The sequence below is a fragment of the Streptomyces sp. B8-7 genome (assembly GCF_058833805.1).
The window spans coordinates 373,985-397,682 of sequence record NZ_JBYRRL010000002.1 but is presented as its reverse complement, the minus strand read 5'-3'; the positions used below and the strand labels follow the sequence as shown (position 1 = coordinate 397,682).

Sequence of the window (23,698 nt, the reverse complement as noted above, 5' to 3'; positions counted from 1 at the left end):
CCGGAGACCAGCGGACACCAGCCGTTTGCGAACGGCCGTCGGCAACCAGCGGGACAGCAGTCGGCGAACGGCCACCAGCCACCAGCCACCAGCGGACAGCAGCCGGCGAACGACGGTCGCCGGACAGGACGACGGTCGCCGGACAGGACGGCGGTCGCCGGACAGGACGGCGGTCGCCGGACGGGACGACGGCTCGGGACGGCGGCCCCCGGACGGGACACCCGCCCCGGCCTGCCCGCCGGGCTGTGGGTGCCCGGCGGGCGTTCCGGGCCACGGCACCGGGCGTCCCGCGGCCGGGCGGCGCGGGGCGCGTGTCACTTCTCGGGCTGCTGGTCCGCCCCGGCGCCCGCCCGGCCAGGGGTTCTGGCCTGGGTGCGCAGCCGGGAGGTCACGTCCTCCGGCGGCAGGAAGCGGGACCAGCGTTCGGGGAACTCCGACGGCATGTCCGGGTCGTCGGGGTCGTTGTCGTCGCAGTGGGCGGCGGAGCGGGCGACGTACTCGGCGACCTGCTGCTGCCGGAGCCGCTCGTTGGCCTCGCGGGCGGCGGCGGTGGCGGCGGCGGGCCAGACGCGGTCGATGGCGGCGTTGACCGCGGCGCCGGCGAGGACGGCGAAGGCGGACACGCCGATCCACAGCAGGACGGCGACGGCCGCGGCGAGGGAGCCGTAGATGGTGGCGCCCTCGACGGTGTTGGTGAGGTAGATGCGCAGCAGGAAGCTGCCGAGGACCCACATGCCGAGGGCGACGAGCGCGCCGGGGACGTCCTCGATCCACGGGGAGCGCACCGGCACGGACACGTGGTACAGCGTGGTCAGGAAGGCGATGGACAGCACGATGACGACGGGCCAGTAGAGCACCTGGACGACGGTCGTGGACCAGGGCAGGACCCGCAGGACGGCATCGGGGCCGGCCACCATCAGCGGCAGGGCGACGGAGCCGATGAGCAGGGCCACGATGAACAGCAGGAAGGCGAGCAGCCGGGTCTTGACGATGCCGCGGACGCCGTCGAGGCCGTACATGACGGTGATGGTGTCGATGAAGACGTTGACGGCACGCGAGCCGGACCACAGGGAGAACAGGAAACCGATGGAGATGATGTCGGGCCGGCCGCCCTGCATGACGTCGTCCAGCACGGGCCGTGCGATCTGCTGCACGCCCTGGTCGGACAGGACGGTGCGGGACGCCTCCAGGAGGTTGGTCTCCAGGCTGGTGATGGTGTCGGTGCCGGTCCAGCCGTCGACGTAGCCGAGCATGCCGATCAGGCTCAGCAGCAGGGGCGGCACGGACAGCAGGGTGAAGAACGCGGCCTCGGCGGCGAGACCGAGGATGCGGTACTCGATGCACGAGTTGACGGTGTCCTTCAGCAGCAGCCAGGCGGTGCGGCGCTTGGACACGTTCCGGTAGAGGGCACGCGCGCGGTGGAGGCGGCCGGCCGGCCGCCTCTCGGGGATGTCTCTTGCTGGCTGCACGAGCCAACGGTATCCGCCGGACCGGCGTGCCCTCACCCTGGTGGGAGGCGGCCCGTGTCCCGGCCGTGAGCGGGCGGGCGGCCCGGGGTAGGTTCCGGGCATGGCGCGCAGCACCCACACCGTGACCAATCAGCCCCCGCCGCTCACCGGCTACGACGTCTTCGCCGCCGACCGGGTCCTGACCGCCGCGGTGGAGCGGCATCTGGCTCCGGAGCTGCTGAGACCGGCGCTGGAGGAGCTGGGGGTGCTCGGGCGTTCGTCGGGGTCGGCACAGGTGCAGGAGTGGGGGGCGCAGGCCGACGGCAGCCCGCCGCGGCTGCGCACGCACGACCGGTACGGCCACCGGATCGACGAGGTCGACTTCCATCCGGCCTGGCACCGGCTGCTCGGCAAGGGGGTGTCGGCGGGGTTGACCTCGGCGTGGACGCGGCCGGGCGGGCATGTGCGGCGGGCCGCGGCGTTCGTGGTGTGGACGCAGGTCGAGGCGGGCAACCTGTGCCCGCTGTCGATGACGCACGCGGCCGTCCCGGCGCTGCGCACGGATCCGGCGCTGGCCGCCGAGTGGGAGCCGCTGCTGACCTCGCCGGTCTACGACCGCGAGCTGCGGCCGGCCCGGCTGAAGGCGGGCGCCCTGTTCGGCATGGGCATGACGGAGAAGCAGGGTGGCAGCGACGTACGGGCGAACCGGACGGTGGCGCGGCCGCTCGCGGAGGCCGGCGCGTACGAGCTGACCGGGCACAAGTGGTTCTGCTCGGCGCCGATGTCGGACGGCTTCCTGGTGCTCGCGCGGACCGGGTCGGGGACGGAACCGGCCGGTCCGACCTGCTTCCTGGTGCCGCGGGTGCTGGAGGACGGCACACGGAACACGTTCCTGCTGCAGCGGCTGAAGGACAAGCTGGGCAACCGGTCCAACGCGTCGGCGGAGGTCGAGTTCGACGGCACGTGGGCGCGCCGGGTGGGCGCCGAGGGCCGCGGGGTGCGGACCATCATCGACATGGTGGCGGCGACCCGGCTGGACTGCGTCCTGGGGTCGGCGGGCCTGATGCGGCAGGCGGTGGCGCAGGCCGTGCACCACTGCGCGTACCGGGAGGCCTTCGGCGCACGGCTGGCCGACCAGCCGCTGATGCGGAACGTGCTGGCCGATCTGGCGCTGGAGTCGGAGGCGGCGACGACCCTGGCGCTGCGGCTCGCGGCGGCGTACGACGACGGCGGGGAACAGGAGCGGGCGCTGCTGCGGCTGGCGGTGCCGGCGGCGAAGTACTGGGTGACCAAGCGCTGCCCGCCGCTCGTGGTGGAGGCCGCGGAGTGCCTGGGCGGGAACGGCTACGTCGAGGAGTCGGGACTGCCACGGCTGGTGCGCGAGTCGCCGCTGAACTCCGTATGGGAGGGCGCGGGGAACGTGCAGGCCCTGGACGTGCTGCGGGCGCTGCGCCGCGAGCCGGCCGCGCTGGACGCGTATCTGCGGGAGGTCGGCCGGGCGCGCGGGGCCGACCACCGGCTGGACGCGGCGATCAAGGGGCTGCTGACGGAGCTGGCCGACCTGGAGGGCGTGGAGGCGCGGGCGCGCCGGCTGGCGGAGCGGCTGGCGCTGGTGCTGCAGGGGGCGCTGCTGGTGCGGTACGCGCCGCCCGCGGTGGCGGATGCGTTCTGCGCGGCCCGGCTGGGCGGCGACGGGGGCGCGGCCTTCGGGACGCTGCCGCACACACTGGACCTGGCGTCGATCGTCGCACGGGCCCGGCCCGAGGCGTGACCGGCCCGGCGGGGACGACCGGCCAGGCCGGGACGGCCCACCACGCCGCAGCGACCGGGCGGGTGAGCGGCCCCGCCGGGACGACCGGACCGCCGAGCGACCGCTGCCACCGCCGCCGCCACGCACGCCCGGCCCGACCCACGACCGACCCACGACCGACGCGCGACCGACGCGTGGACGACGCATGGACGGCCGGGGCCACGACGGCGTGAAGACCGACCGGGACAGGCCGCCCGACCGCGAGGGCCGCCCGGCGGGTGAAGCGACCGGGCGGGTGAGCGGCCACGCCGGGACGACCGGACCGCCGAGCGACCGCTGCCACCGCCGCCGCCCCGCACGCCCGGCCCGACCCACGACCGACCCACGACCGACGCGCGACCGACGCGTGGACGACGCATGGACGGCCGGGACCGCGACGGCGTGAAGACCGACCGGGACAGGCCGCCCGACCGCGAGGGCCGCCCGGCGGGTGAAGCGACCGGGCGGGTGAGCGGCCCCGCCGGGACGACCGGACCACCGAGCGACCGCCGCCACGCACGCCCGGCCCGACCCACGACCGACCCACGACCGACGCGCGACCGACGCGCGACCGACGCGCGACCGACGCGTGGACGACGCGTGGACGGCCGGGGCCACGACGGCGTGAAGACCGACCGGGGCGGGCCGCCCGACCGCGTGGGCGGCCCGGTGCCGGTGTCACGGAATCCGGTGGTTGCGTCCGCCGAATTGCCGGGTCCGCGTCCCCCGGCGCACCGGGCTGACGTAGCATCGGCTCAGGCCGTCTCGAACGCTTCTTGAGCAACGCGCCAGCCGGCAGGAGCAGTTGGCCCGGCTCGGGCCGGCCTGGAGAGGGAGCTCATGAAGCATCGCGGCAGACATCGCCGACGCAGACGGGGCAGAGCGCTGCGCGCGTTCCTCACCGGGACGGCGCTCGCGCTCACCGCGGCCGCCACCATGATCTCCGCCTCCCAGGCCACCGTCGACGACGACCCGGGCGCACTGAGGCCGCTCGCCGCCGACGGGATCGCACCCCTGGCCGAGGACCTCGTCCCCGCCCGCGCCCTGGACCGGCTGACGCACCGGATGGGCCGCCCGGTGTCCGTCGGCACCCTGCTCTCCACCGCCCGGCGCGCCCTGCGCCCGGCCGCCGAGTGCGGCGACGCCGCCCGCGCGGCCCTGCCCCTCGCCCCGGCCGCCACCCGCGCCCACTGCTGGACGGACGACGACGCACGCGGCTGGCGGGCGGGAGCGGTCACCACCTCCGCGGACGCGGACGACGACGGGGCCTGGGGAGCCCACCGGGTGGTCCTGGCGGGCGCGTCCGACGGCCGCCGCCTCGCCCGGGTCTCCTTCGTCGACGCCGCGGCCGCGACCCGGCCCGCCTACGCCTCGGCCCTGCTGGTCGTCCCCGTCCGCGCGGGCCGCGACTACCGGCCGCTCGCCTCCGACCTCTCCGGCATGGTCTGGTACCAGGACAAGCTGCTGGTCACCGCGGAGGACGCGCTGTACGTCTACGACCTGCGGCGCCTGCTGCGCGCCACGATGAACGGACCCGAGGTCGGGCGGGTGCGGGAGGGCTGGTCGGCGCACGGCCTGCCCTACGTGCTGCCCGCCGTGGGCGCCTACCGGTTCAGCCCCGGCGGCCCCCGGCTGGCCGCCCTCTCCCTGGACCGCAGCACGGCTCCGGACAGCCTGGTCGCGGCCGAGCGGACGGACGACGGGGCGGGCTCGCGGGACCAGCGGGCGGGCACGGCGGGCACCCGGCTGTGGCGCTACTCCTTCAGCACCGACCCGGCACGGCACGGCCTGCTCGCCACGGACTCCGACGGGGTCGCGGCCCCCCGCGAGGCGTTCCGCACCGAGGCCGACGACGTGCGCGGCGTGCTGTCGTACCGCTCGGGCTGGTACGTCAGCCGGGCGGGCGACGACGGACCCGGTTCGCTGTGGCGCCAGGACACCGAGGGCGCGCGCGTCGTCGGCTGCGGTCCCGACCGCACCCCGCACTGCTGGAGCACCTCGACGCCGTCCCTGTCCTACGCGGAACGCACCGGCGAGGTGTGGGCCCAGTCGGGGCGCGTGCTGTTCGCGCTGCCGCTGCGGGAGATCGACCGGGCGCTCGGCTGGGGGCCGTAGCGGCGGACGCCCGCGCCCACACGGAACCCGGGGCAGGAGCCCCGGACGAACACCGGACCCCCGCCCGCACGGCCGTCGCGTCGAAGCCGCAGCTCAGGCGCACCGTTTCCGGACCAGACTGAACCGGACTGGACCAGACTGAACCGGACCGGACCGGACCGGACCGCTGCCCGCCCGGCCGCCGCACGCGCACCGAAGCACCCCCGCGGGACACGCGGGCGCACCGCCCCGCGACCCCACGCGGCCCCGGGCCCGCACTCCCGCCCGGCCCCCGCCCGGCCCCCGCCCGGCCCCCGCCCGGCCCCCGCCACCGGACGGTACCGGGCAGCACCGAGCTGCACCGGGCGGCACCACGCCGCACCAGACCGCACCAGACCGCAGGGGGCCGCGCCGACGCCCGCATCCCGGACCCGATCGACAGATCTTCGGACGGGATGATTCCCTGACGGGCATGACTCACATCGCCGTGACCACCTGGTCCCTGGAGCAGACCGCGCCCACCGACCTCCTGCCGGCCGCCGCGCCGGAGGGGGACGTGCGCATCGTGCGCGCCGCGGTGCCCTCGCCGGAGTTCAGCCGGTTCCTGTACGCGTCCGTCGGCGGCGACATCCTGTGGACCGACCGGCTCGGCTGGACGTACGCGCGCTGGCAGGAGCACCTCCAGCGGCCGGGCACCGAGACCTGGGTGGCCTACGAGCAGGGCACCCCGGCCGGCTACGTGGAGCTCTCGGCGCACGACGAGGGGGTCGTGGAGATCGAGTACTTCGGACTGATCCCGGCGTTCCGCGGCCGGCGCATCGGCGGCCACCTGCTGTCGTACGGCACCGCCCGCGCCTGGGACCTGGCCGAGCGCTGGCCCCGGCGGACCCCGACGAAGCGGGTGTGGCTGCACACCTGCAGCAAGGACGGCGAGTTCGCGATGGACAACTACCTGCGCCGGGGGTTCAAGCTGTTCGACACCAGGGTCGAGGAGGAGCGCGTGCAGGCCACGCCCGGCCCCTGGCCCGGCGCCCACGCCTCCTGACCCGCACCGGCGGACCCGCCTGTCCGCGATGTGACCGACGACACCCTTGTCCCGCATTCCGGGACAAGGGTGTCCACATTTTGGACGAAGCTGGACTGTGTCCAGAACGCCGTGACACGCTTCCGCCATGCCTGGAACTGGAATTGCCTTGGTGAGTCGGCGACACGTCGACCTCGGCCGCATGTCCAGCGCCATCTGTCCCGCGGGCTGACAGCACCGGCGCCCCGGCGTCCGGCCTTCTCCACCCGCCCGCTCACCCCCTTCGCGCGACGACGCGCACGCATGCCGGTGAGCATATGTCTGCGCAGGTCAGAGCCCTCTGCCAGGCACTCGACCACCTTCTCGCCCCGGCGGTGCCGCGCGCCCGCTCCCCTCCACCGGTCCCGAAGGACGTATCCACCATGGCCGCCACCCCGCAGAACCCCGCCGCCGCGACCTCCCGCCGCAAGGTGAGCCGTCACCGCGGTGAGGGGCAGTGGGCCGCGGGACACCACACCCCGCTCAACGGCAACGAGCAGCTCAAGAAGGACGACGACGGTCTCAATGTGCGGACACGCATTGAGACGATCTACGCCAAGCGCGGTTTCGACTCGATCGACCCGAACGACCTGCGCGGCCGGATGCGCTGGTGGGGCCTGTACACCCAGCGCAAGCCCGGCATCGACGGCGGCAGGACGGCGGTCCTGGAGCCCGAGGAGCTGGAGGACCGGTACTTCATGCTGCGCGTCCGCATCGACGGCGGCCGGCTCACCACCGGACAGCTCCGGGTGATCGGGGAGATCTCGCAGGAGTTCGCGCGGGGCACCGCCGACCTCACCGACCGGCAGAACGTCCAGTACCACTGGATCCGGATCGAGGACGTGCCCGAGATCTGGAACCGCCTGGAGGCCGTCGGCCTGTCCACCACCGAGGCCTGCGGTGACACCCCCCGCGTGGTCCTCGGCTCCCCGGTCGCGGGCATCGCCGAGGACGAGATCATCGACGGCACCCCGGCCATCGAGGAGATCCAGCGCCGGATCGTCGGCGACAAGGCCTTCTCCAACCTGCCGCGGAAGTTCAAGTCGGCGATCTCCGGCTCGCCGCTGCTGGACGTGGCGCACGAGATCAACGACATCGCGTTCGTGGGCGTGGAGCACCCCGAGCACGGTCCGGGCTTCGACGTGTGGGTCGGCGGCGGTCTCTCCACCAATCCCAAGATCGGCGTCCGGCTCGGTGCCTGGGTGCCGCTGGCCGAGGTGCCGGACGTCTACGAGGGCGTCATCTCGATCTTCCGCGACTACGGCTACCGGCGCCTGCGCACCCGGGCCCGGCTGAAGTTCCTCGTCGCCGACTGGGGCGCGGAGAGGTTCCGCCGGGTGCTGGAGGACGAGTACCTCGGGCGCCGGCTCACCGACGGGCCCGCCCCCGACCAGCCGGTCGCCCGCTGGCGCGACCACGTGGGTGTGCACCGGCAGAAGGACGGCCGCTTCTACGTCGGCTTCGCCCCGCGCGTCGGCCGCGTCGACGGCACCACCCTCACCAAGATCGCCGACCTGGCGGAGGCCCACGGCTCCGGCCGGGTCCGCACCACGGTCGAGCAGAAGATGATCGTCCTGGACGTCGAGGAGACCCGGGTCGACTCGCTCGTCGAGGCACTGGAGGCGCTCGACCTCACCGCCCGGCCCTCGGTGTTCCGGCGCGGCACCATGGCCTGCACCGGCATCGAGTACTGCAAGCTCGCCATCGTCGAGACCAAGGCCCGCGGCGCCTCGCTCATCGACGAACTGGAGCGGCGCATCCCGGACTTCGACGAACCGGTCACCATCAACATCAACGGCTGCCCCAACGCCTGCGCCCGCATCCAGGTCGCCGACATCGGCCTCAAGGGCCAGCTGGTCCTCGACGACCAGGGCCGGCAGGTCGAGGGCTTCCAGGTGCACCTCGGCGGCGCGCTCGGCCTGCAGGCCGGCTTCGGCCGCAAGGTGCGCGGCCTGAAGGTCACCTCCGAGGAACTGCCCGACTACGTCGAGCGGGTGCTCAAGCGGTTCCAGGCCGACCGCGCGGACGGCGAGCGGTTCGCCGCCTGGGCCGCCCGCGCCTCCGAGGAGGCCCTGTCATGAGCGGACGTGCCGCCCCCTTCTACTGCCCCTACTGCGGCGACGAGGACCTGCGCCCCGGCGAACAGGGCCACGGCGCCTGGGAATGCGGAGCCTGCAACCGCGCCTTCCAGCTGAAGTTCCTGGGCCTGCTCGCCCGCGGACTCACGCCGAACCCGACCGGAGGGGAAGCATCATGACGGCACCTCGGCACGAACTCGCCGCAGACGAGCTGAAGGCGCTGGCCGAGCGGGCGGGCCGGGAGCTGGAGGACGCCTCCGCGCCGGAGATCCTGCGGTGGGCGGCGGACACCTTCGGGGAGCGGTTCTGTGTGACGTCCTCGATGGAGGACGCGGTGGTGGCGCATCTGGCGTCGCGGGTGATGCCCGGGGTGGACGTGGTGTTCCTCGACACCGGCTACCACTTCGAGGAGACCATCGGCACCCGGGACGCGGTCGGGGCCGTGATGGACGTGCGGGTGCTCACGCTCACGCCGCGGCAGTCGGTGGCCGAGCAGGACGCGCAGTACGGTCCGCGGCTGCACGAGCGCGACCCGGACCTGTGCTGCCTGCTGCGCAAGGTGCGGCCGCTGGAGGAGGGCCTGGCCGGCTACCTGGCGTGGGCCACGGGCCTGCGCCGCGAGGAGTCGCCCACCCGGGCCGGCACCCCGGTCGTCGGCTGGGACGGCCGGCGGCAGAAGGTGAAGGTCTCGCCGATCGCCCGCTGGACGCAGGACGACGTCGACGCCTACGTCGCCGAGCACGGGGTGCTGACCAACCCGCTGCTGGCGGACGGCTACCCCTCCATCGGCTGCGCCCCCTGCACCCGCCGGGTCGGGGCGGGCGAGGACGCCCGCGCCGGCCGCTGGGCGGGCCGCGCCAAGACCGAGTGCGGACTGCACGGATGACCGCGCCCGGACCCGCCGGGACCACCGTCGAGCCCCCTCAGGCCCCTCAGGTCCCCCGGGGCCACCGGGTCCCCCCGGCCCCCCACACCCCCCATGACCCCCTGGAGAATCACGTGACGACCGGAGCCACCGTCTGGCTCACGGGTCTGCCGAGCGCCGGCAAGACCACGATCGCCCACGCGCTCGCCACCCGGCTGCGCGAGGACGGCCGCCGTGTCGAGGTCCTCGACGGCGACGAGATCCGCACCTTCCTCTCCGCCGGCCTCGGCTTCACCCGCGAGGACCGCCACACCAACGTGCAGCGCATCGGGTTCGTCGCCGAACTCCTCGCCCGCAACGGCGTCCTCGCCCTCGTCCCGGTCATCGCGCCCTACGCCGACAGCCGCGACGCCGTACGCGCGCGGCACGACGCGCAGACCACCCCGTACGTCGAGATCCACGTGGCCACCCCCGTCGAGGTGTGCTCCGACCGCGACGTGAAGGGCCTCTACGCCAGGCAGGCCGCCGGCGAACTCACCGGCCTGACCGGCGTGGACGACCCCTACGAAGAGCCCGAGAAGCCCGATCTGCGGATCGAGTCGCAGCACCAGACCGTGCAGGAATCCGCGGCGTCGGTGTACGCCCTGCTCAGTGAAAGGGGCCTGGCATGACCACCGCTGCCACGATCGACGAGGGCACCGGCACCCCCTACGCCCTCTCCCACCTGGACGCCCTGGAGTCCGAGGCGGTGCACATCTTCCGCGAGGTGGCGGGCGAGTTCGAGAACCCGGTGATCCTGTTCTCCGGCGGCAAGGACTCCATCGTCATGCTGCACCTGGCGCTGAAGGCGTTCGCCCCGGCCGCGGTGCCGTTCGCGCTGCTGCACGTCGACACCGGGCACAACTTCCCCGAGGTGCTCGACTACCGGGACCGCGCGGTCGCCCGGCACGGCCTTCGCCTGCACGTGGCGTCCGTGCAGGACTACATCGACCGCGGCGTCCTCAAGGAACGCCCGGACGGCACCCGCAACCCGCTGCAGACGCTGCCGCTGACCGAGAAGATCCAGGCGGAGCGGTTCGACGCGGTCTTCGGCGGCGGCCGCCGCGACGAGGAGAAGGCCCGCGCCAAGGAGCGTGTGTTCTCCCTGCGCGACGAGTTCTCCCAGTGGGACCCGCGCCGCCAGCGCCCCGAGCTGTGGAACCTGTACAACGGCCGGCACGCCCCCGGCGAGCACGTGCGGGTGTTCCCGCTGTCCAACTGGACCGAGCTGGACGTGTGGCAGTACATCGCCCGCGAGGACATCGAACTGCCGCAGATCTACTTCGCACACGAGCGCGAGGTGTTCCGCCGCAGCGGCATGTGGCTCACCGCCGGCGCCTGGGGCGGCCCGAAGGACGGCGAGAGTGTGGAGAAGCGGCTGGTCCGCTACCGCACCGTCGGCGACATGTCCTGCACCGGCGCCGTCGACTCCGACGCGACCACGCTGGACGCCGTGATCACCGAGATCGCCGCCTCGCGGCTGACCGAGCGCGGCGCGACCCGCGCCGACGACAAGCTCTCCGAAGCCGCGATGGAAGACCGCAAGCGCGAGGGGTACTTCTAGCCATGAGCACCACCACGACCGAGCAGCTCTCGGCCACCACCCTGCTGCGGTTCGCCACCGCCGGCTCCGTCGACGACGGCAAGTCCACCCTGGTGGGACGGCTGCTGCACGACTCCAAGTCGGTCCTCACGGACCAGCTGGAGGCGGTGGAGCGCGCCTCCCTCAGCCGCGGGCAGGAGGCCCCCGACCTGGCGCTGCTCACCGACGGGCTGCGTGCCGAGCGGGAGCAGGGCATCACCATCGACGTGGCCTACCGCTACTTCGCCACACCGCGGCGCCGGTTCATCCTCGCCGACACCCCCGGCCATGTGCAGTACACCCGCAACATGGTCACCGGCGCCTCCACCGCCGAGCTGACGGTGATCCTCGTGGACGCTCGCAACGGCGTCGTCGAGCAGACCCGCCGGCACGCCGCGATCGCGGCGCTGCTGCGTGTCCCGCACGTCGTCCTCGCGGTCAACAAGATGGACCTGGTGGGCTACCGGGAGCCCGTCTTCGCCCAGATCGCCGAGGAGTTCACCGCGTACGCCACCGAACTCGGCGTCCCCGAGGTCACCGCGATCCCCATCTCGGCGCTGGAGGGCGACAACGTGGTGGAGCCGTCCGCCCACATGGACTGGTACGGCGGCCCCACCGTCCTGGAGCACCTGGAGACCGTGCCCGTCAGCCACGACCTGGCGCACTGCCACGCGCGGCTGCCCGTGCAGTACGTGATCCGTCCGCAGACCGCGGAGCACCCCGACTACCGCGGCTACGCGGGCCAGATCGCCGCCGGCACGTTCCGGGTCGGCGAGGAGGTCACCGTGCTGCCGTACGGCCGCACCACGAAGATCGCCGGCATCGACCTGCTCGGCGAGCCGGTCGAGGTGGCGTGGACCGCCCAGTCGGTGACCCTGCGCCTCGCCGACGACGTCGACGTCTCGCGCGGCGACCTGATCGTGCCGGCCAAGGACGCGCCCGCGACCACCCAGGACGTGGAGGCCACCGTCTGCCACGTCGCCGACCAGCCGCTCACCGTCGGACACCGGGTGCTCATCAAGCACGGCACCCGCACGGTCAAGGCGGTCGTGAAGGACATCCCGTCCCGGCTCACCCTCGACGACCTGTCCCTGCACCCGCACCCCGGGCAGCTCGCCGCCAACGACATCGGCCGGGTGAAGATCCGCACCGCGGAGCCGCTGCCCGTCGACTCCTACGCCGACTCCCGCCGCACCGGCTCGTTCATCCTGATCGACCCGGCCGACGGCACCACGCTCACCGCGGGCATGGTCGGCGAGTCCTTCGCCTCCCCGGAGCCGGTCAAGGACCACCCCGAGGACGACGGATGGGACTTCTGACCATGGACGCCGCCCACAGCCGCACCGCGCCGACCGGACCGGCCGGACCGACCGGACCGGACGGGCCCGCCGCGTACGCCCCGTCCGGCCGGTCCTCTGCATCCGGCGGATCCGGCGGGGAGGTCCGCGGCAGCGGACACGGCACCGCCCGCACGCACGTCGGAAGAGGTCAGGGCGGAGTGGCGCGATGTGCGCGCTGACCGGCCCGCACCGCATGCGCGGCCGCCTCCCCCCTGCCCGACGAAGACCTTCCGACCCCCCGGCCACGCCCTGACGGGCCGTGACCGCCGGGCCAGCGAGAGGAACACCTCCCGTGCCAGCCAGTCCCGCCCTCCGCCGTACCCTCGCGGTCGCCGCCGCACTGCCCCTGCTCGCCCTCGCCGCCTGCGGCTACGGCTCCCAGGCCAAGGACGCCGTCCCGGCGCGCCAGCGGATCGCCGCCGGCGCCGAGAAGACCGACGGCCTCGACTCCGTACGGATCGGCTACTTCGGCAACCTGACCCACGCGACCGCGCTGGTCGGCAGGCAGCAGGGCTTCTTCCAGAAGGCGCTCGGCGGCACGGAGGCGAGGTACCAGGTCTTCAACGCCGGGCCGTCCGAGATCGAGGCGCTCAACTCCGGCGCGGTCGACATCGGCTGGATCGGCCCCTCCCCCGCGGTCAACGGCTACACCCGTGCCAGGGGCGGCAACCTGCGGATCGTGTCGGGCTCGGCGTCCGGCGGGGTGAAGCTGGTGGTCGACCCGGACCGGATCCGCTCCGTGCAGGACGTCAGGGGCAAGCGGATCGCGACCCCGCAGCTGGGCAACACCCAGGACGTGGCGCTGCTGGACTGGATCGCCCGGCAGGGCTGGACGGTCGACGCGGAGAGCGGCAAGGGCGACGTCCTCGTGGTCCGCACCGACAACAAGGTGACCCCGGACGCCTACCGGTCGGGCTCGATCGACGGCGCCTGGGTCCCCGAGCCCACCGCGTCCAGGCTCGTCGCCCAGGGCGCGAAGGTGCTGCTGGACGAGGCGGACCTGTGGCCCGACCGGAAGTTCGTGATCACGAACGTCGTCGTGTCGCAGAAGTTCCTCACCGAGCACCCGCAGGCCGTGGAGGCGGTGCTGGCCGCGTCGGTCGAGACCAACGCGTGGATCAACGCGCATCCCGGCGAGGCGAAGGCCGCGGCCAACGCCCAGCTCGGCACCGACTCCGGCAAGGAGCTGCCCGCCGAGATCCTCGACCCTGCGTGGGAGTCGATCACGTTCACCGACGACCCGCTGGCGAAGACCCTCACCACCCAGGCGGAGCACGCCGTGTCGGCGGGCCTGCTCCAGGACCCCCGGCTGGACGGCATCTACGACCTGAGGCCGCTGAACCGGGTCCTCAGGGCCGCGGGCGCGGACACCGTCGACGACGCCGGACTCGGCGCCCGGTAGCCGGCGCGCAGCAACCCCGCAGACCCGCTTCAGTCCCCAGGAGGTGACGACCATGGCCACCGCGATCGCCCAGGCCGAGGCCGCGCAGTCGGTCCAGTACGCCGCACGTGTCGAGCACGTCTCGAAGTCCTTCACCGGCCCCGCCGGACCGCAGCTCGTCCTCGACGACATCACCCTCGACGTCGCGCCCGGCGAGTTCGTCACCCTCCTGGGGGCCTCCGGCTGCGGCAAGTCCACGCTGCTCAACCTGGTGGCGGGCCTCGACCGGCCGTCGGCCGGCCGGATCGTCACCGACGGGCGGCCCGCGCTGATGTTCCAGGAACACGCCCTCTTCCCGTGGCTGACCGCGGGCAAGAACATCGAACTCGCCCTCAAGCTGCGGGGCGTCGCCAAGGCGGCCCGCCGCGGCCGCGCCGAGGAGCTGCTGGAACTGGTCCGGCTCCAGGGCGCCTACGGCAAGCGGGTGCACGAACTGTCCGGCGGGATGCGCCAGCGCGTGGCCCTGGCCCGCGCCCTCGCGCAGGACAGCCGGCTGCTGCTGATGGACGAGCCGTTCGCCGCGCTCGACGCCATCACCCGGGACGTGCTGCACGACGAGCTGACCCGGATCTGGACCGAGACGGGCCTGTCCGTGCTGTTCGTGACGCACAACGTGCGGGAGGCGGTACGGCTGGCCGAGCGCGTGGTGCTGCTGTCGTCCAAGCCCGGCCGGATCGCCCGCGAGTGGCGGGTGGACATCCCGCAGCCGCGCCGCATCGAGGACGCTCCGGTGGCGGAGCTGTCCCTGGAGATCACCGAAGTACTGCGTGGGGAGATCCGCCGCCATGGCAAGCACTGAGACGACCGGCGCCGCGGACGCCTCCGCCCGGGACGCCGCGGACGCCTCCGCCCGGGACGGCGCGGACGGTCCGGCCCCGGACGCCGCGGGCTCCCCCGCCCAGGGCGCCGCGGAGTCCCCCGGCAGGGACGCCGCGGGGCTCGACGGCCTGGAGGCCGGGCTGGACGCGCTGGAGTCCCCTGCCGCCGCGCGGACCCCGTTCCGCCGTACCTTCGTCGACAAGATCCTCCCGCCGTTCGTGGCGGTGGTGCTGGTGCTGGCCGTATGGCAGGCGCTGGTCTCGCTGGAGATCGTCGACGACCCGACGAAGCTGCCCTCGCCGGGCGAGGTGTGGGGCGAGGTGGAGCGGGCCTGGCTGGAGGGCACCCTCCTCGGCTACATCTGGACCAGCGTCTCGCGCGGTCTGCTGGGCTTCCTGCTGGCGCTGGCGATCGGCACCCCGCTGGGGCTGCTGGTCGCCCGGGTGAAGTTCGTACGCGCCGCGATCGGCCCGATCCTGTCCGGGCTGCAGTCGCTGCCGTCGGTGGCCTGGGTGCCGCCGGCCGTGCTGTGGCTGGGCCTGGACAACTCGATGATGTACGCGGTCATCCTGCTCGGCGCGGTCCCCTCCGTCGCCAACGGGCTGGTGTCCGGCATCGACCAGGTGCCGCCGCTGTTCCTGCGGGCGGGCCGCACCATGGGCGCCACCGGCCTCAGGGGAGCCCGGCACGTCGTGATGCCGGCCGCGCTGCCCGGCTACCTGGCCGGCCTGAAGCAGGGCTGGGCGTTCTCCTGGCGCTCCCTGATGGCCGCCGAGATCATCGCCTCCTCGCCGGAACTGGGAGTGGGGCTGGGACAGTTGCTGGAGAACGGGCGCAACGCCAGCTCCATGCCGATGGTGTTCCTCGCGATCCTGCTGATCCTGGTCGTCGGCATCGCGATCGACCTGCTGATCTTCAGCCCGCTGGAGCGGGCGGTGCTGCGCGGCCGCGGGCTGCTGGTGAGGAGCTGAGACGCCATGTCCCGTCAGCCGGTCCTGCTGGTCGTCGCCCACGGCAGCCGCGACCCGCGGCACGCCGCGACCGTGCACGCCCTCGTGGAGCGGGTGCGCTCGGCGCGCCCCGGGCTGCGCGTGGAGACGGGGTTCCTCGACTTCAACATCCCGTCCGTGCACGGGCTGCTGGAGTCGCTCGCGGCGGAGGGGGTGCGCGACGTGGTGGCCCTGCCGCTGCTGCTGACCCGCGCCTTCCACGCCAAGGCGGACATTCCCGCGGTGCTGCGGGAGGCGCCGCGCGGGCTGCGGATCCATCTGGCGGACGTCCTCGGCCCGTCGCCGCTGCTGCTGGCGGCCCTGGAACGCCGCCTGTACGAGGCGGGCCTGACGCCCGCCGACAAGTCCTCGACCGGGGTCGTCCTGGCCTCGGCGGGGTCCACCGACCCGGAGGCGAGCGCGGTGATCGCAGCAATCGCGCGGGAGTGGCGGCGCACCGGCTGGTGCGCCGTGCGGCCCGCGTTCGCCTCCGCGTCCCTGCCGCGCACCGAGGACGCGGTGCGCGAACTGAGGGACGGGGGCTGTGCCCGGGTGGCGGTGGCGCCGTACGTCCTGGCGCCGGGCTTCCTGCCGGACCGTATCGCCCGGGGCGCGGCCGGGGCGGACGTGCTGGCCCGGGTGCTGGGCCCGGCGCCGGAGGTCGCGCGGCTGGTGCTGGAACGCCACGACGCGGTCCTCGCCCACCACGGCCGGGCCCCCCGGGACGTCGTGGAAGGGCGCCCGGGGCCGGGGGACCTGCGGCGCAGCGCCTGAGGGGCCGGCCCTCGGCAGGGCGGGCCGGAGCCGTCGGCGGCTCCGGCCCGGCCCGGTCAGGTCTCCGCGGTCAGCTCGACCAGTTTCCGTACGGTGTTCCAGTTGCGGCTCGTCGCGATCAGGCCTCTGGTCAGCCGGGGCTTGGCGAGGTCCCCGGCCAGCCGGGAGCGGCCGAGGCCGTCCGGCGCGTACAGGTACAGCACGCGGTCGCCCAGGCGGAACTCCTCGGGGAGGTAGGCGGCACGGTCGAGTTCGGCGAACCGCTCCTCGGTGACGGGGCCCGAGAAGTAGGTGACGTGCAGCTGCCGGGGCTCCAGGCCGGCGGCCGGGAAGGGGCAGTCGTCGGCGACGGCCCGCAGGTAGGCGTGGTCGCGCACGACGACGTCCACGTCGAACCCGAAGTGCGCGGCGATCGCGGCGGCCAGGTCGGCGGCGAGAGCGTCCTCGTCGCCGCGGCCGGTGGAGAACACGGCCTGACCGCTCTGGAGGTGGGTGCGCACTCCGTCGAGGCCGAGGCCCTCCATGAGGGTGCGCAGTTCGGCCATCGGGACTTTTCTGCCGCCGCCCACGTTGATCCCGCGCAGCAGGGCCGCATACATCGTCATGGACACACCCTAAGACGGTGCCGGGGTCGTACCGGGGTTCGTGCCGGGGTTCGTGCCGGGGTCCGGGGCGCTGGGCGGCCGCCGTGCCCCGTGGGGGCGGGCACGGTGGCCGCGTTGCGGTGTCTCCCCTGCTCGCGGGCTCGGGAGACTGCGCGAAACTCTGGCGGACGGGACGGCGTGGATCAACACCTCCACGCAGCTGTGACGCGTTCAACAGGTCTTCCCGATCACAAACCGGATGTCTGCACCCTGATCACCTCCCCCGAACCGCCCGCACCGGTGTAAGGGGCACCCTCCTCCGTGAAGGGGAGCTTTCCGGCCTCCGTACGGATGAACCGGGCCGCCCGGTTTCACCGGACAGCACGACGAGAGGCGCTTATGCCGCGCTTACCTTCGACACGTGAGGTGACGGCAGCGGGCCGCCACCGCTCACCAGGGGGGCGAGCCCGTCATGGCGAACGGAGAGACAAGAGTGCGCGGCCTGGCCGCGCGGGCCGGCGGCTGGAGCGCCCGCCATCGATGGGCGGCCGTGGGCATCTGGGTGGCGTTCGTCGTCCTGGCGATGGTGCTCGGCTCGGCGGCCGGCATGGTCGAGGTCAAGGACAGCGACCAGCTGAAGGGCGAGACGCACACCGCCGCGAAGATCATCGAGGACGCCGGCATCGAGGAGCCGGCCGGCGAGACCGTGCTGGTCCAGGCGAAGGACGGGTCGGTCTCGGCCGGGGACGCGGAGTTCCGGGCCGCCGTGGACGCCGTGATGAAGGCCGTCGAGGGCACCGGCGAGGTCACCGACGTGCGCTCCCCGTACGACACGCGGACGATCTCGGAGGACGGCCGCAGCGCCCTGGTGCAGTTCGACATCCGCGGGGCGTCCGACACCGCGGGCGAGCGCGTGGAGCCGGTGCTGAACGCGGTCGAGAAGGTCCAGCGGGAGCACGAGTCGCTGCGGATCGAGGAGATCGGCGGCGCCAGCATGCGCAAGACGTTCGACGACGCGTTCGGCGACGACTTCCAGCAGGCGGAGTACTCCGCGGTGCCGGTGGCGCTCGGCATCCTGCTCATCGCCTTCGGCGCCCTGGTGGCCGCACTGCTGCCGGTGGCGCTGGCGGTCACCGCGATCATGGCCACGATGGGCCTGATGGGGCTGGCGAGCCATGTGCAGCCGATGGGGGACAGCGCGAGCTCCGTGATGCTGCTGGTCGGTCTGGCGGTCGGCGTCGACTACTGCCTGTTCTATCTGCGCCGCGAGCGCGAGGAGCGGGCGGCCGGCCGGGACCCGCAGACCGCGCTGCGGATCGCCGCCGCCACCAGCGGCCGGGCCATCGTGGTCTCCGGCGTCACCGTGTGCGTGGCCATGGCGGGCATGCTGTTCACCGGGCTCGCCGAGTTCGAGGCGATGGGCCTGGCCTCGCTGATGGCCGTCGCGGTCGCCATGATCGGCTCCGTCACCGTGCTGCCCGCGCTGCTGTCGCTGCTGGGTGAGCGGGTGGAGAAGGGCCGCATCCCGTTCCTGCGGCGCAGCGGGTCCGGCGGTGGCGAGAGCCGCTTCTGGACGGCCGTGCTGAAGGGTGTGCTGGCCAGGCCGGTGCTGTCGGTGGCGGTGGCGACCGGTGCGCTGCTGGCCGTCGCCGCGCCCGCCGTCGGCATGAAGACCCAGAACCTGACCCTGGAGCAGGAGTTCGGCGACTCGCTGCCCATCGTGCAGACCTACCAGCGCGTCAACGAGGCCTTCCCCGGCGGCTCGGACCCGGCCGAGGTCGTGGTCAAGGCCGACGACATCGACGCGCCGGAGGTGACGGCGGCGCTCGCCGACTTCCGTGCGCGGGCGGTCAGTTCGGGTGCCTCCCGCGGACCGGTCGAGATCGAGCTGCACGACGCGCAGAACCTGGCGTTCGTCTACGTCCCGCTGGTGGGCGGCTCCGACCTGGACAAGGCGGGCGAGAGCCTGGACACGCTGCGCGACGAGGTGCGGCCGGCGACCCTGGGCCGGGTCGACGGGGTGCAGGCGCCGATCACCGGACAGGTCGCCGGGTCCAGCGACTTCAACGACCAGCTGGTCGGCTCGGTCGTCCCGGTCTTCGCCTTCGTGGTGGTCTTCGCCTCCCTGCTGATGCTGCTGTCGTTCCGCTCGCTGACCGTCGCGATCACCTCGATCGTGCTCAACCTGCTGTCGGTGGGCGCCGCCTACGGCATTCTCGTGGCGGTCTTCCAGCACGGCTGGGGCGCCTCGCTGGTGGGCGCCGAGGGCGTCGGCGCCATCATCAGCTGGCTGCCGCTGTTCCTGTTCGTGATCCTCTTCGGCGTGTCGATGGACTACCACGTGTTCGTGGTCTCGCGGATCCGCGAGGCCCGGCTGCGCGGCCGGAGCACCACCGAGGCGATCACCCACGGGGTCGTCACCACGGCGGGCGTCGTCACCAGCGCCGCCGTCATCATGGTCGCCGTGTTCGCGATCTTCGGCACCTTGTCGATGCAGTCGATGAAGCAGATGGGCGTGGGTCTCGCGGCCGCGGTGCTCATCGACGCGACCGTCATCCGCGGGGTTCTGCTGCCGGCGGTGATGGCCCTGCTCGGCGAGCGCAACTGGTATCGGCCGCGGTGGATGAACCGGCTGCCGGACCTCTCGCACGACGATGTGCCGGAGCCGGCCGGGACGCCGGACGGCCCCGCGCACGAGGCCGTGAAGGTCTGACGGTCCGTGCGGGTCCGGCCTCCCGTGCGGGTCTGACGTTCCGTGAAGGAGCGGTCCTTCCCCGCAGGGCCGGCGTTCCGGTGGGCTGACGTTCCGGAGAGCTGATGTTCCCGGGGGCTGACGTCCGGTCGCGGTCCGGGTCCCGCCGGCCTCCTCCCGGGGGCCGGCGGGATCTCGCCGTACGCGGACCGGGGGCCCGCTGACGCCGGATCCGGCGGGCACGCGCACGGGTGCGGCGGCCGGGTGCGCACGGGCCGGGTCGCGGCGGATGGGAGACTGGGCGGGCCCCCGGGCACCCCGGGCGACTCGGTCCCGGGCTCCTGGGCGGTCCCCCGGGGCGGCGGGCGGGGCTCTCCGGGCGGGAAGGCGGACGGACCGATGGACGAGGCGCGGGCGCGGGACGTACTGGCCGCGGCGGCGGTGCTGCCGGGGGCGCCCGGCCGGGCGCGTCTGCTGGCCCTCGGCGAGAACGCCGTGTTCGCCGCCGGGGATCTGGTGGTGAAGGTGGGCCGGGAGGCCGCCCTGCTGGACCGGGCGCGCCGGGAGCTGCGGGTGGCGGCGTGGCTGGCCGAGGCCTCGGTGCCGGCCGTCCGGGCGGCCTCGGACGAGGCGCGGCTGGTCGAGGGGCACCCGGTGACGGTGTGGCAGCGGCTGCCGGAGCCGGTGCGGCCGGCCGGGCCCGAGGACCTGGCGGCGCTGCTGAGTCGGGTGCACGCGCTGCCCGCGCCCTCGTTCGCGCTGCCCCGCCGCGATCTGCTGTCGGGGGTGGAGCGCTGGCTGCGGCTGGCCGGGGACACGATCGACCCGGCGGACGCCGCGTATCTGCGCGCCCGGAGGGACGCCTTCGCTGAGGCCGTGGCCGCGCTCACCCCGCATCTGCCGCCCGGCCCGATCCACGGGGACGCGCTGCCGCGCAACGTGCAGGTCGTCCCGGACGGTCCGGTCCTGGTCGACCTGGAGACCTTCTCCGCCGACCTGCGCGAGCACGACCTGGTGGTCATGGCGCTCTCGCGGGACCGGTACGGCCTCACGGCCGGGTCCTACGCCGCGTTCACCGACGCGTACGGCTGGGACGTACGGGACTGGGAAGGGTGCGCGGTGCTGCGGGGTGCGCGGGAGACGGCGAGCTGCGCCTGGGTGGCCCAGCACACGCCGAACGGGCCGAAGGCGCTGGCCGAGTTCTCGCGCCGGGTAGCCTCCCTGCGCGACGGCGACGCGTCGGTGCGCTGGCACTCGTTCTGAACCGCCCCGGCACACGCCCCCGGCCGTGCCCCGGCCCCGCCCCGCGCCGAGCGGGGCCCGGTGGTGCGCCGGCCCGCCCGCCGCGCCGGACCCGTGCCCGCCGCGCCGGACCCGTGCCCACCGCAGCCGACGTCCGGCGTGCCGGCCCTCTCCGCCTCCCGCGCGGGGCCGCCCGGTCGACGGCTCCCGGCGTGATCCGCGGCCGCCCGGGCGTCGGGCGTCCGGGCGTCCGGGTGTCCGGCGTCCAGGCGTCCGGCGTCCGGCGTCCGGCGGTACGAGGATGTGCCCCGGGCCGGGCCGCAGCGGGTCAGACGGTCTCGCTCACCGGCTCGCGCACCGGCCAGGTGCCGTCGACGACCGCGTCGGTGTCGCCCTTGCGGCGCAGGAAGCGCTGGAGGTCGGCGGCCCACTCCGCGTACCAGCCGATCTGGTGGAGGTGCAACTCCGCAGCGGTCAGCGCGGCGACCTTCGGGTGCCGTTCGGCTATCGCGCAGGCGAGCCGGGCAGCGGCGAAGGCGTCGGCGAAGGCGTTGTGCGCCGAGTCGAGCGGTACTCCGTACTCGGCGCAGACCGCTTCGAGGTTGCGCTTGCCGCGGCGGTAGCGGTCGGCCCAGCGGTCGACCGTGTACGGGTCGACGACCGGTGCGGGCTCCGCGCCGCCGAGGCGCTCACGCAGGGACGGCAGGTTGTGCCGGTGCAGTTCGGCGGAGAGCAGGCTCAGGTCGAACGTGGCGTTGTACGCCACCACCGGGACGCCGGTGCTCCAGTACCCGGTCAGGACGTCGGCGATGGCGTCGGCGACCTGGTCGGCGGGGCGGCCCTCGGCCGCCGCGCGCTCGGTGGTGATGCCGTGCACCGCCACCGCGTCCGGCGGGATCTCCACGCCGGGGTCGGCCAGCCACTCCCGGCGGCCCAGCAGCCGGCCGCCTCTGACCTCCGTCACGGCGCCCGTGACGATGCGCGCCTCGCGCGGGTCGGTGCCGGTCGTCTCCAGGTCGAAGCCGATCAGCAGCTCGCGGTGCCAGACCATGGGCGGTCCCCCTCCTTGGTGGTGCTCTCCCCCGGTGGTTCCCACCTTCGCACGGACCACTGACAGTCCGGGGCGGTCCGGGGCGGGCGCACCCCGTTCGACGGATCTTTCACGACACAGGCCGCGCATCGGCCCAGGCCGTGTCGAACTCCTCCCGGTAGGTGGGGAGGAGCCCGGCGTCGTCCGCGTGGTGCTCCTGGCCCGCCTTGACCAGCCGCCCGCCGGCCCGCAGCACCAGCACCGGCGCCTCCATCCCCCGCGACCGGCGCAGATAGGACTGGACGACCGCTATGCCGTCGGAGGCGTCGCCGTCCACCAGGTAGGCGGTGAACCGGGGGGTCTCGTCGTACACCTGGATCTCGAAGGCGCCGGGGTCGCGCAGCCGGGCCCGCACCCGGCGCATGTGCAGGATGTTCATCTCGACGGCGCGGGCCAGTTCGCCCCGTTTGAGGCCCAGCTCCCGCTCCCGCCGCTTGACCGCGCTGGAGGCGGGGTTGAGGAACAGCAGCCGCACCCGGCAGCCGGCCTCGGCCAGCCGGACCAGGCGGCGCCCGGAGAAGTTCTGCACCAGCAGGTTCAGGCCGATGCCGACGGCGTCCAGGCGGCGCGCGCCGCCGAAGATGTCCTCGGCGGGGAACTGCCGCAGCAGCCGCACCCGGTCGGGGTGCACCGCGACCACGTCCGCGTACCGGTCGCCGACGAGTTCCTCCACGGCGTCCACGGGCAGCCGGCGCGCGGAGGGCACGTCCCCGCCCGCGCCGAGCGCCTCCAGCAGCCGGGCGGAGGCTCGTTCGGCCTGGTTGAGGACCGCCTCGGACAGGGCGCGGTTGCGGGAGACGACGTTGCGGGTCACCTCCAGTTCGTCCAGCGCGAGTTCGACGTCCCGGCGGTCGTCCAGGTACGGCTCGAAGCACGGCCAGTGCTGCACGATCAGCTCGCGCAGCTGGGGCAGGGTGAGGAAGCTGAGCACGTTGTCGTCGGCGGGGTCGAGCAGGTAGCCCTTGCGGCGGCTGACCTCGCGGACGGCGACCGCGCGCTGCACCCACTCCTGTCCGGCCGGACCGGCGGCGGCGACCACCCAGTCGTCGCCGTGGACGGGTTCGTAGACGGGGCGGAGCACGGCGGCGACGACCGCGCGCAGCCGCTGTTCGACCAGGTTCAGCCAGATGTAGGCGCGTCCGGCCCGCTGGGCGCGGGTACGCACCTCGCGCCAGGCCTCGGCGTCCCACTCCAGCTCCGGCCCGATGGCACCCGTCTCCATGGGACGGGCCAGCGACACCGTGCCGGGCGGGACGTCAGTGGAGTCTCCCTCGTGACCCTCGTCACCAGGGGGCAGCTCCAGCCCTCCCGAGCCCACCCGCGCACCGCCTTCCGCTCCCCCGAGCTCTCCCCGTCCCAACGATCAAGGAAGCGTACTCCGGGAGTGGTCCGCGGTGCAGCCGGATGGAGCGGGTCATTTCCCAACTGCGCGGCCCCTGCAGGGCGTTCCGTCACGGGCGCTCACCGGGAGTGAGCGGATTCATGGTGCGGCGTGCCGGGCGCCGGGCGCGGCACCCCCGCGCCCCGCCCCGCAGGGGCGCGGCACCCCCCGCGGGACCACGTCGCCTCCACAGGACCGCGGCGCCCCGCGGCGCCCCGCGGCGCTGCCGCCCGGCCCCCGGCCCCGCTGCGGGCCGTCCCGGTCGCCGGCGCCGGCGGCGCGGCGCGCCCGGCGGTGCGCCCGGGGCGCCCGGTCCCCGCCCGCCGCCGTACGGGTGCCGCACCGGAGCGGGGGCGCGGCACCCGTGGGGCGGCGCACGCGCGAGGCA

At 74.3% G+C, this 23,698-nt stretch carries 20 protein-coding genes; 16 read left to right on the top strand and 4 right to left on the bottom strand.

Annotated features, from left to right (window positions below):
- Positions 1-314 precede the first annotated feature (314 nt).
- Positions 315-1,469, bottom strand: coding sequence for a YihY/virulence factor BrkB family protein (locus tag AC5K6T_RS10495; protein ID WP_493207847.1), 1,155 nt, complete (start codon positions 1,467-1,469; stop codon positions 315-317).
- 100 nt (positions 1,470-1,569) lie between these two features.
- Here AC5K6T_RS10495 and AC5K6T_RS10490 point away from each other — a divergent pair, with 100 nt between their 5' ends.
- The 14 genes from AC5K6T_RS10490 (at position 1,570) to AC5K6T_RS10425 (ending at position 16,321) form a co-directional block, all read left to right on the top strand.
- Positions 1,570-3,219 carry an acyl-CoA dehydrogenase family protein gene (locus AC5K6T_RS10490; protein ID WP_493207845.1) on the top strand — a complete coding sequence of 550 codons (1,650 nt, stop codon included), beginning with the start codon at positions 1,570-1,572 and terminating at the stop codon, positions 3,217-3,219.
- An 858-nt stretch (positions 3,220-4,077) separates the two neighbouring features.
- A complete protein-coding gene (locus AC5K6T_RS10485) occupies positions 4,078-5,352 on the top strand; it encodes a hypothetical protein (RefSeq protein ID WP_493207844.1) in 1,275 nt (424 codons plus the stop codon).
- 451 nt (positions 5,353-5,803) lie between these two features.
- Positions 5,804-6,376, top strand: coding sequence for a GNAT family N-acetyltransferase (locus tag AC5K6T_RS10480; RefSeq protein ID WP_493207843.1), 573 nt, complete (start codon positions 5,804-5,806; stop codon positions 6,374-6,376).
- A 127-nt stretch (positions 6,377-6,503) separates the two neighbouring features.
- Entirely contained in the window at positions 6,504-6,587 is an 84-nt protein-coding gene (locus AC5K6T_RS10475; RefSeq protein ID WP_316248393.1) for a putative leader peptide, read from the top strand.
- 190 nt (positions 6,588-6,777) lie between these two features.
- Positions 6,778-8,475 (top strand): nitrite/sulfite reductase, encoded by a 1,698-nt coding sequence (locus AC5K6T_RS10470; protein ID WP_493207841.1) that lies wholly within the window; start codon positions 6,778-6,780, stop codon positions 8,473-8,475.
- Positions 8,472-8,651: a hypothetical protein gene (locus AC5K6T_RS10465; protein ID WP_493207839.1), complete on the top strand. Its 180-nt coding sequence runs from the start codon at positions 8,472-8,474 to the stop codon at positions 8,649-8,651. Before AC5K6T_RS10470 ends, AC5K6T_RS10465 begins: the two co-directional genes overlap by 4 nt.
- Positions 8,648-9,358, top strand: a complete 711-nt coding sequence (locus AC5K6T_RS10460; RefSeq protein WP_493207837.1) for a phosphoadenylyl-sulfate reductase — start codon at positions 8,648-8,650, stop codon at positions 9,356-9,358. Before AC5K6T_RS10465 ends, AC5K6T_RS10460 begins: the two co-directional genes overlap by 4 nt.
- A gap of 113 nt (positions 9,359-9,471) precedes the next feature.
- Positions 9,472-10,008 carry an adenylyl-sulfate kinase gene (gene cysC / locus AC5K6T_RS10455; protein WP_493207835.1) on the top strand — a complete coding sequence of 179 codons (537 nt, stop codon included), beginning with the start codon at positions 9,472-9,474 and terminating at the stop codon, positions 10,006-10,008.
- The gene (gene cysD, locus AC5K6T_RS10450) at positions 10,005-10,940 is read left to right on the top strand and encodes a sulfate adenylyltransferase subunit CysD (RefSeq protein ID WP_493207833.1); all 936 of its coding nucleotides are present in this window, start codon (positions 10,005-10,007) and stop codon (positions 10,938-10,940) included. Before cysC ends, cysD begins: the two co-directional genes overlap by 4 nt.
- 2 nt (positions 10,941-10,942) lie before the next feature.
- Positions 10,943-12,277, top strand: a complete 1,335-nt coding sequence (locus AC5K6T_RS10445; RefSeq protein WP_493207831.1) for a sulfate adenylyltransferase subunit 1 — start codon at positions 10,943-10,945, stop codon at positions 12,275-12,277.
- Between the two features lie 313 nt (positions 12,278-12,590).
- Positions 12,591-13,700 (top strand): aliphatic sulfonate ABC transporter substrate-binding protein, encoded by a 1,110-nt coding sequence (locus AC5K6T_RS10440; protein ID WP_493207829.1) that lies wholly within the window; start codon positions 12,591-12,593, stop codon positions 13,698-13,700.
- A 52-nt stretch (positions 13,701-13,752) separates the two neighbouring features.
- Positions 13,753-14,538, top strand: a complete 786-nt coding sequence (locus AC5K6T_RS10435; RefSeq protein ID WP_493207827.1) for an ABC transporter ATP-binding protein — start codon at positions 13,753-13,755, stop codon at positions 14,536-14,538.
- On the top strand, positions 14,525-15,529 hold the full coding sequence (locus tag AC5K6T_RS10430) for an ABC transporter permease (RefSeq protein WP_493207825.1): 1,005 nt from the start codon (positions 14,525-14,527) through the stop codon (positions 15,527-15,529). The genes AC5K6T_RS10435 and AC5K6T_RS10430 overlap by 14 nt, the downstream gene beginning before the upstream one ends.
- Before the next feature lie 6 nt (positions 15,530-15,535).
- The gene (locus AC5K6T_RS10425; RefSeq protein WP_493207823.1) at positions 15,536-16,321 is read left to right on the top strand and encodes a sirohydrochlorin chelatase; all 786 of its coding nucleotides are present in this window, start codon (positions 15,536-15,538) and stop codon (positions 16,319-16,321) included.
- 56 nt (positions 16,322-16,377) lie between these two features.
- Here AC5K6T_RS10425 and AC5K6T_RS10420 read toward each other — a convergent pair whose 3' ends face one another.
- On the bottom strand, positions 16,378-16,926 hold the full coding sequence (locus tag AC5K6T_RS10420; RefSeq protein ID WP_493207821.1) for a DUF1697 domain-containing protein: 549 nt from the start codon (positions 16,924-16,926) through the stop codon (positions 16,378-16,380).
- Positions 16,927-17,377: 451 nt separating this feature from the next.
- Here AC5K6T_RS10420 and AC5K6T_RS10415 point away from each other — a divergent pair, with 451 nt between their 5' ends.
- Both AC5K6T_RS10415 and AC5K6T_RS10410 read left to right on the top strand, forming a co-directional pair.
- Entirely contained in the window at positions 17,378-19,618 is a 2,241-nt protein-coding gene (locus AC5K6T_RS10415) for an MMPL family transporter (RefSeq protein ID WP_493207819.1), read from the top strand.
- A gap of 378 nt (positions 19,619-19,996) precedes the next feature.
- Positions 19,997-20,860, top strand: a complete 864-nt coding sequence (locus AC5K6T_RS10410; RefSeq protein WP_493207817.1) for a phosphotransferase enzyme family protein — start codon at positions 19,997-19,999, stop codon at positions 20,858-20,860.
- Between the two features lie 307 nt (positions 20,861-21,167).
- Here AC5K6T_RS10410 and AC5K6T_RS10405 read toward each other — a convergent pair whose 3' ends face one another.
- Together AC5K6T_RS10405 and AC5K6T_RS10400 are read right to left on the bottom strand one after the other, a co-directional pair.
- Positions 21,168-21,890, bottom strand: a complete 723-nt coding sequence (locus AC5K6T_RS10405; protein ID WP_493207815.1) for a 3'-5' exonuclease — start codon at positions 21,888-21,890, stop codon at positions 21,168-21,170.
- Positions 21,891-21,999: 109 nt separating this feature from the next.
- Positions 22,000-23,247: a DUF5919 domain-containing protein gene (locus tag AC5K6T_RS10400; RefSeq protein ID WP_493207813.1), complete on the bottom strand. Its 1,248-nt coding sequence runs from the start codon at positions 23,245-23,247 to the stop codon at positions 22,000-22,002.
- Between the last annotated feature and the right edge of the window lie 451 nt (positions 23,248-23,698).

Coding starts and splice junctions, on each gene's coding strand:
- AC5K6T_RS10405 (WP_493207815.1), bottom strand. CDS start 21,890: ATGGTCTGGCACCGCGAGCTGCTGATCGGCTTCGACCTGGAGACGACC.
- AC5K6T_RS10425 (WP_493207823.1), top strand. CDS start 15,536: ATGTCCCGTCAGCCGGTCCTGCTGGTCGTCGCCCACGGCAGCCGCGAC.
- AC5K6T_RS10435 (WP_493207827.1), top strand. CDS start 13,753: ATGGCCACCGCGATCGCCCAGGCCGAGGCCGCGCAGTCGGTCCAGTAC.
- AC5K6T_RS10475 (WP_316248393.1), top strand. CDS start 6,504: ATGCCTGGAACTGGAATTGCCTTGGTGAGTCGGCGACACGTCGACCTC.
- AC5K6T_RS10445 (WP_493207831.1), top strand. CDS start 10,943: ATGAGCACCACCACGACCGAGCAGCTCTCGGCCACCACCCTGCTGCGG.
- AC5K6T_RS10480 (WP_493207843.1), top strand. CDS start 5,804: ATGACTCACATCGCCGTGACCACCTGGTCCCTGGAGCAGACCGCGCCC.
- AC5K6T_RS10415 (WP_493207819.1), top strand. CDS start 17,378: ATGGCGAACGGAGAGACAAGAGTGCGCGGCCTGGCCGCGCGGGCCGGC.
- AC5K6T_RS10460 (WP_493207837.1), top strand. CDS start 8,648: ATGACGGCACCTCGGCACGAACTCGCCGCAGACGAGCTGAAGGCGCTG.
- AC5K6T_RS10430 (WP_493207825.1), top strand. CDS start 14,525: ATGGCAAGCACTGAGACGACCGGCGCCGCGGACGCCTCCGCCCGGGAC.
- AC5K6T_RS10470 (WP_493207841.1), top strand. CDS start 6,778: ATGGCCGCCACCCCGCAGAACCCCGCCGCCGCGACCTCCCGCCGCAAG.
- AC5K6T_RS10410 (WP_493207817.1), top strand. CDS start 19,997: ATGGACGAGGCGCGGGCGCGGGACGTACTGGCCGCGGCGGCGGTGCTG.
- AC5K6T_RS10420 (WP_493207821.1), bottom strand. CDS start 16,926: ATGACGATGTATGCGGCCCTGCTGCGCGGGATCAACGTGGGCGGCGGC.
- AC5K6T_RS10490 (WP_493207845.1), top strand. CDS start 1,570: ATGGCGCGCAGCACCCACACCGTGACCAATCAGCCCCCGCCGCTCACC.
- cysD (WP_493207833.1), top strand. CDS start 10,005: ATGACCACCGCTGCCACGATCGACGAGGGCACCGGCACCCCCTACGCC.
- AC5K6T_RS10485 (WP_493207844.1), top strand. CDS start 4,078: ATGAAGCATCGCGGCAGACATCGCCGACGCAGACGGGGCAGAGCGCTG.
- AC5K6T_RS10465 (WP_493207839.1), top strand. CDS start 8,472: ATGAGCGGACGTGCCGCCCCCTTCTACTGCCCCTACTGCGGCGACGAG.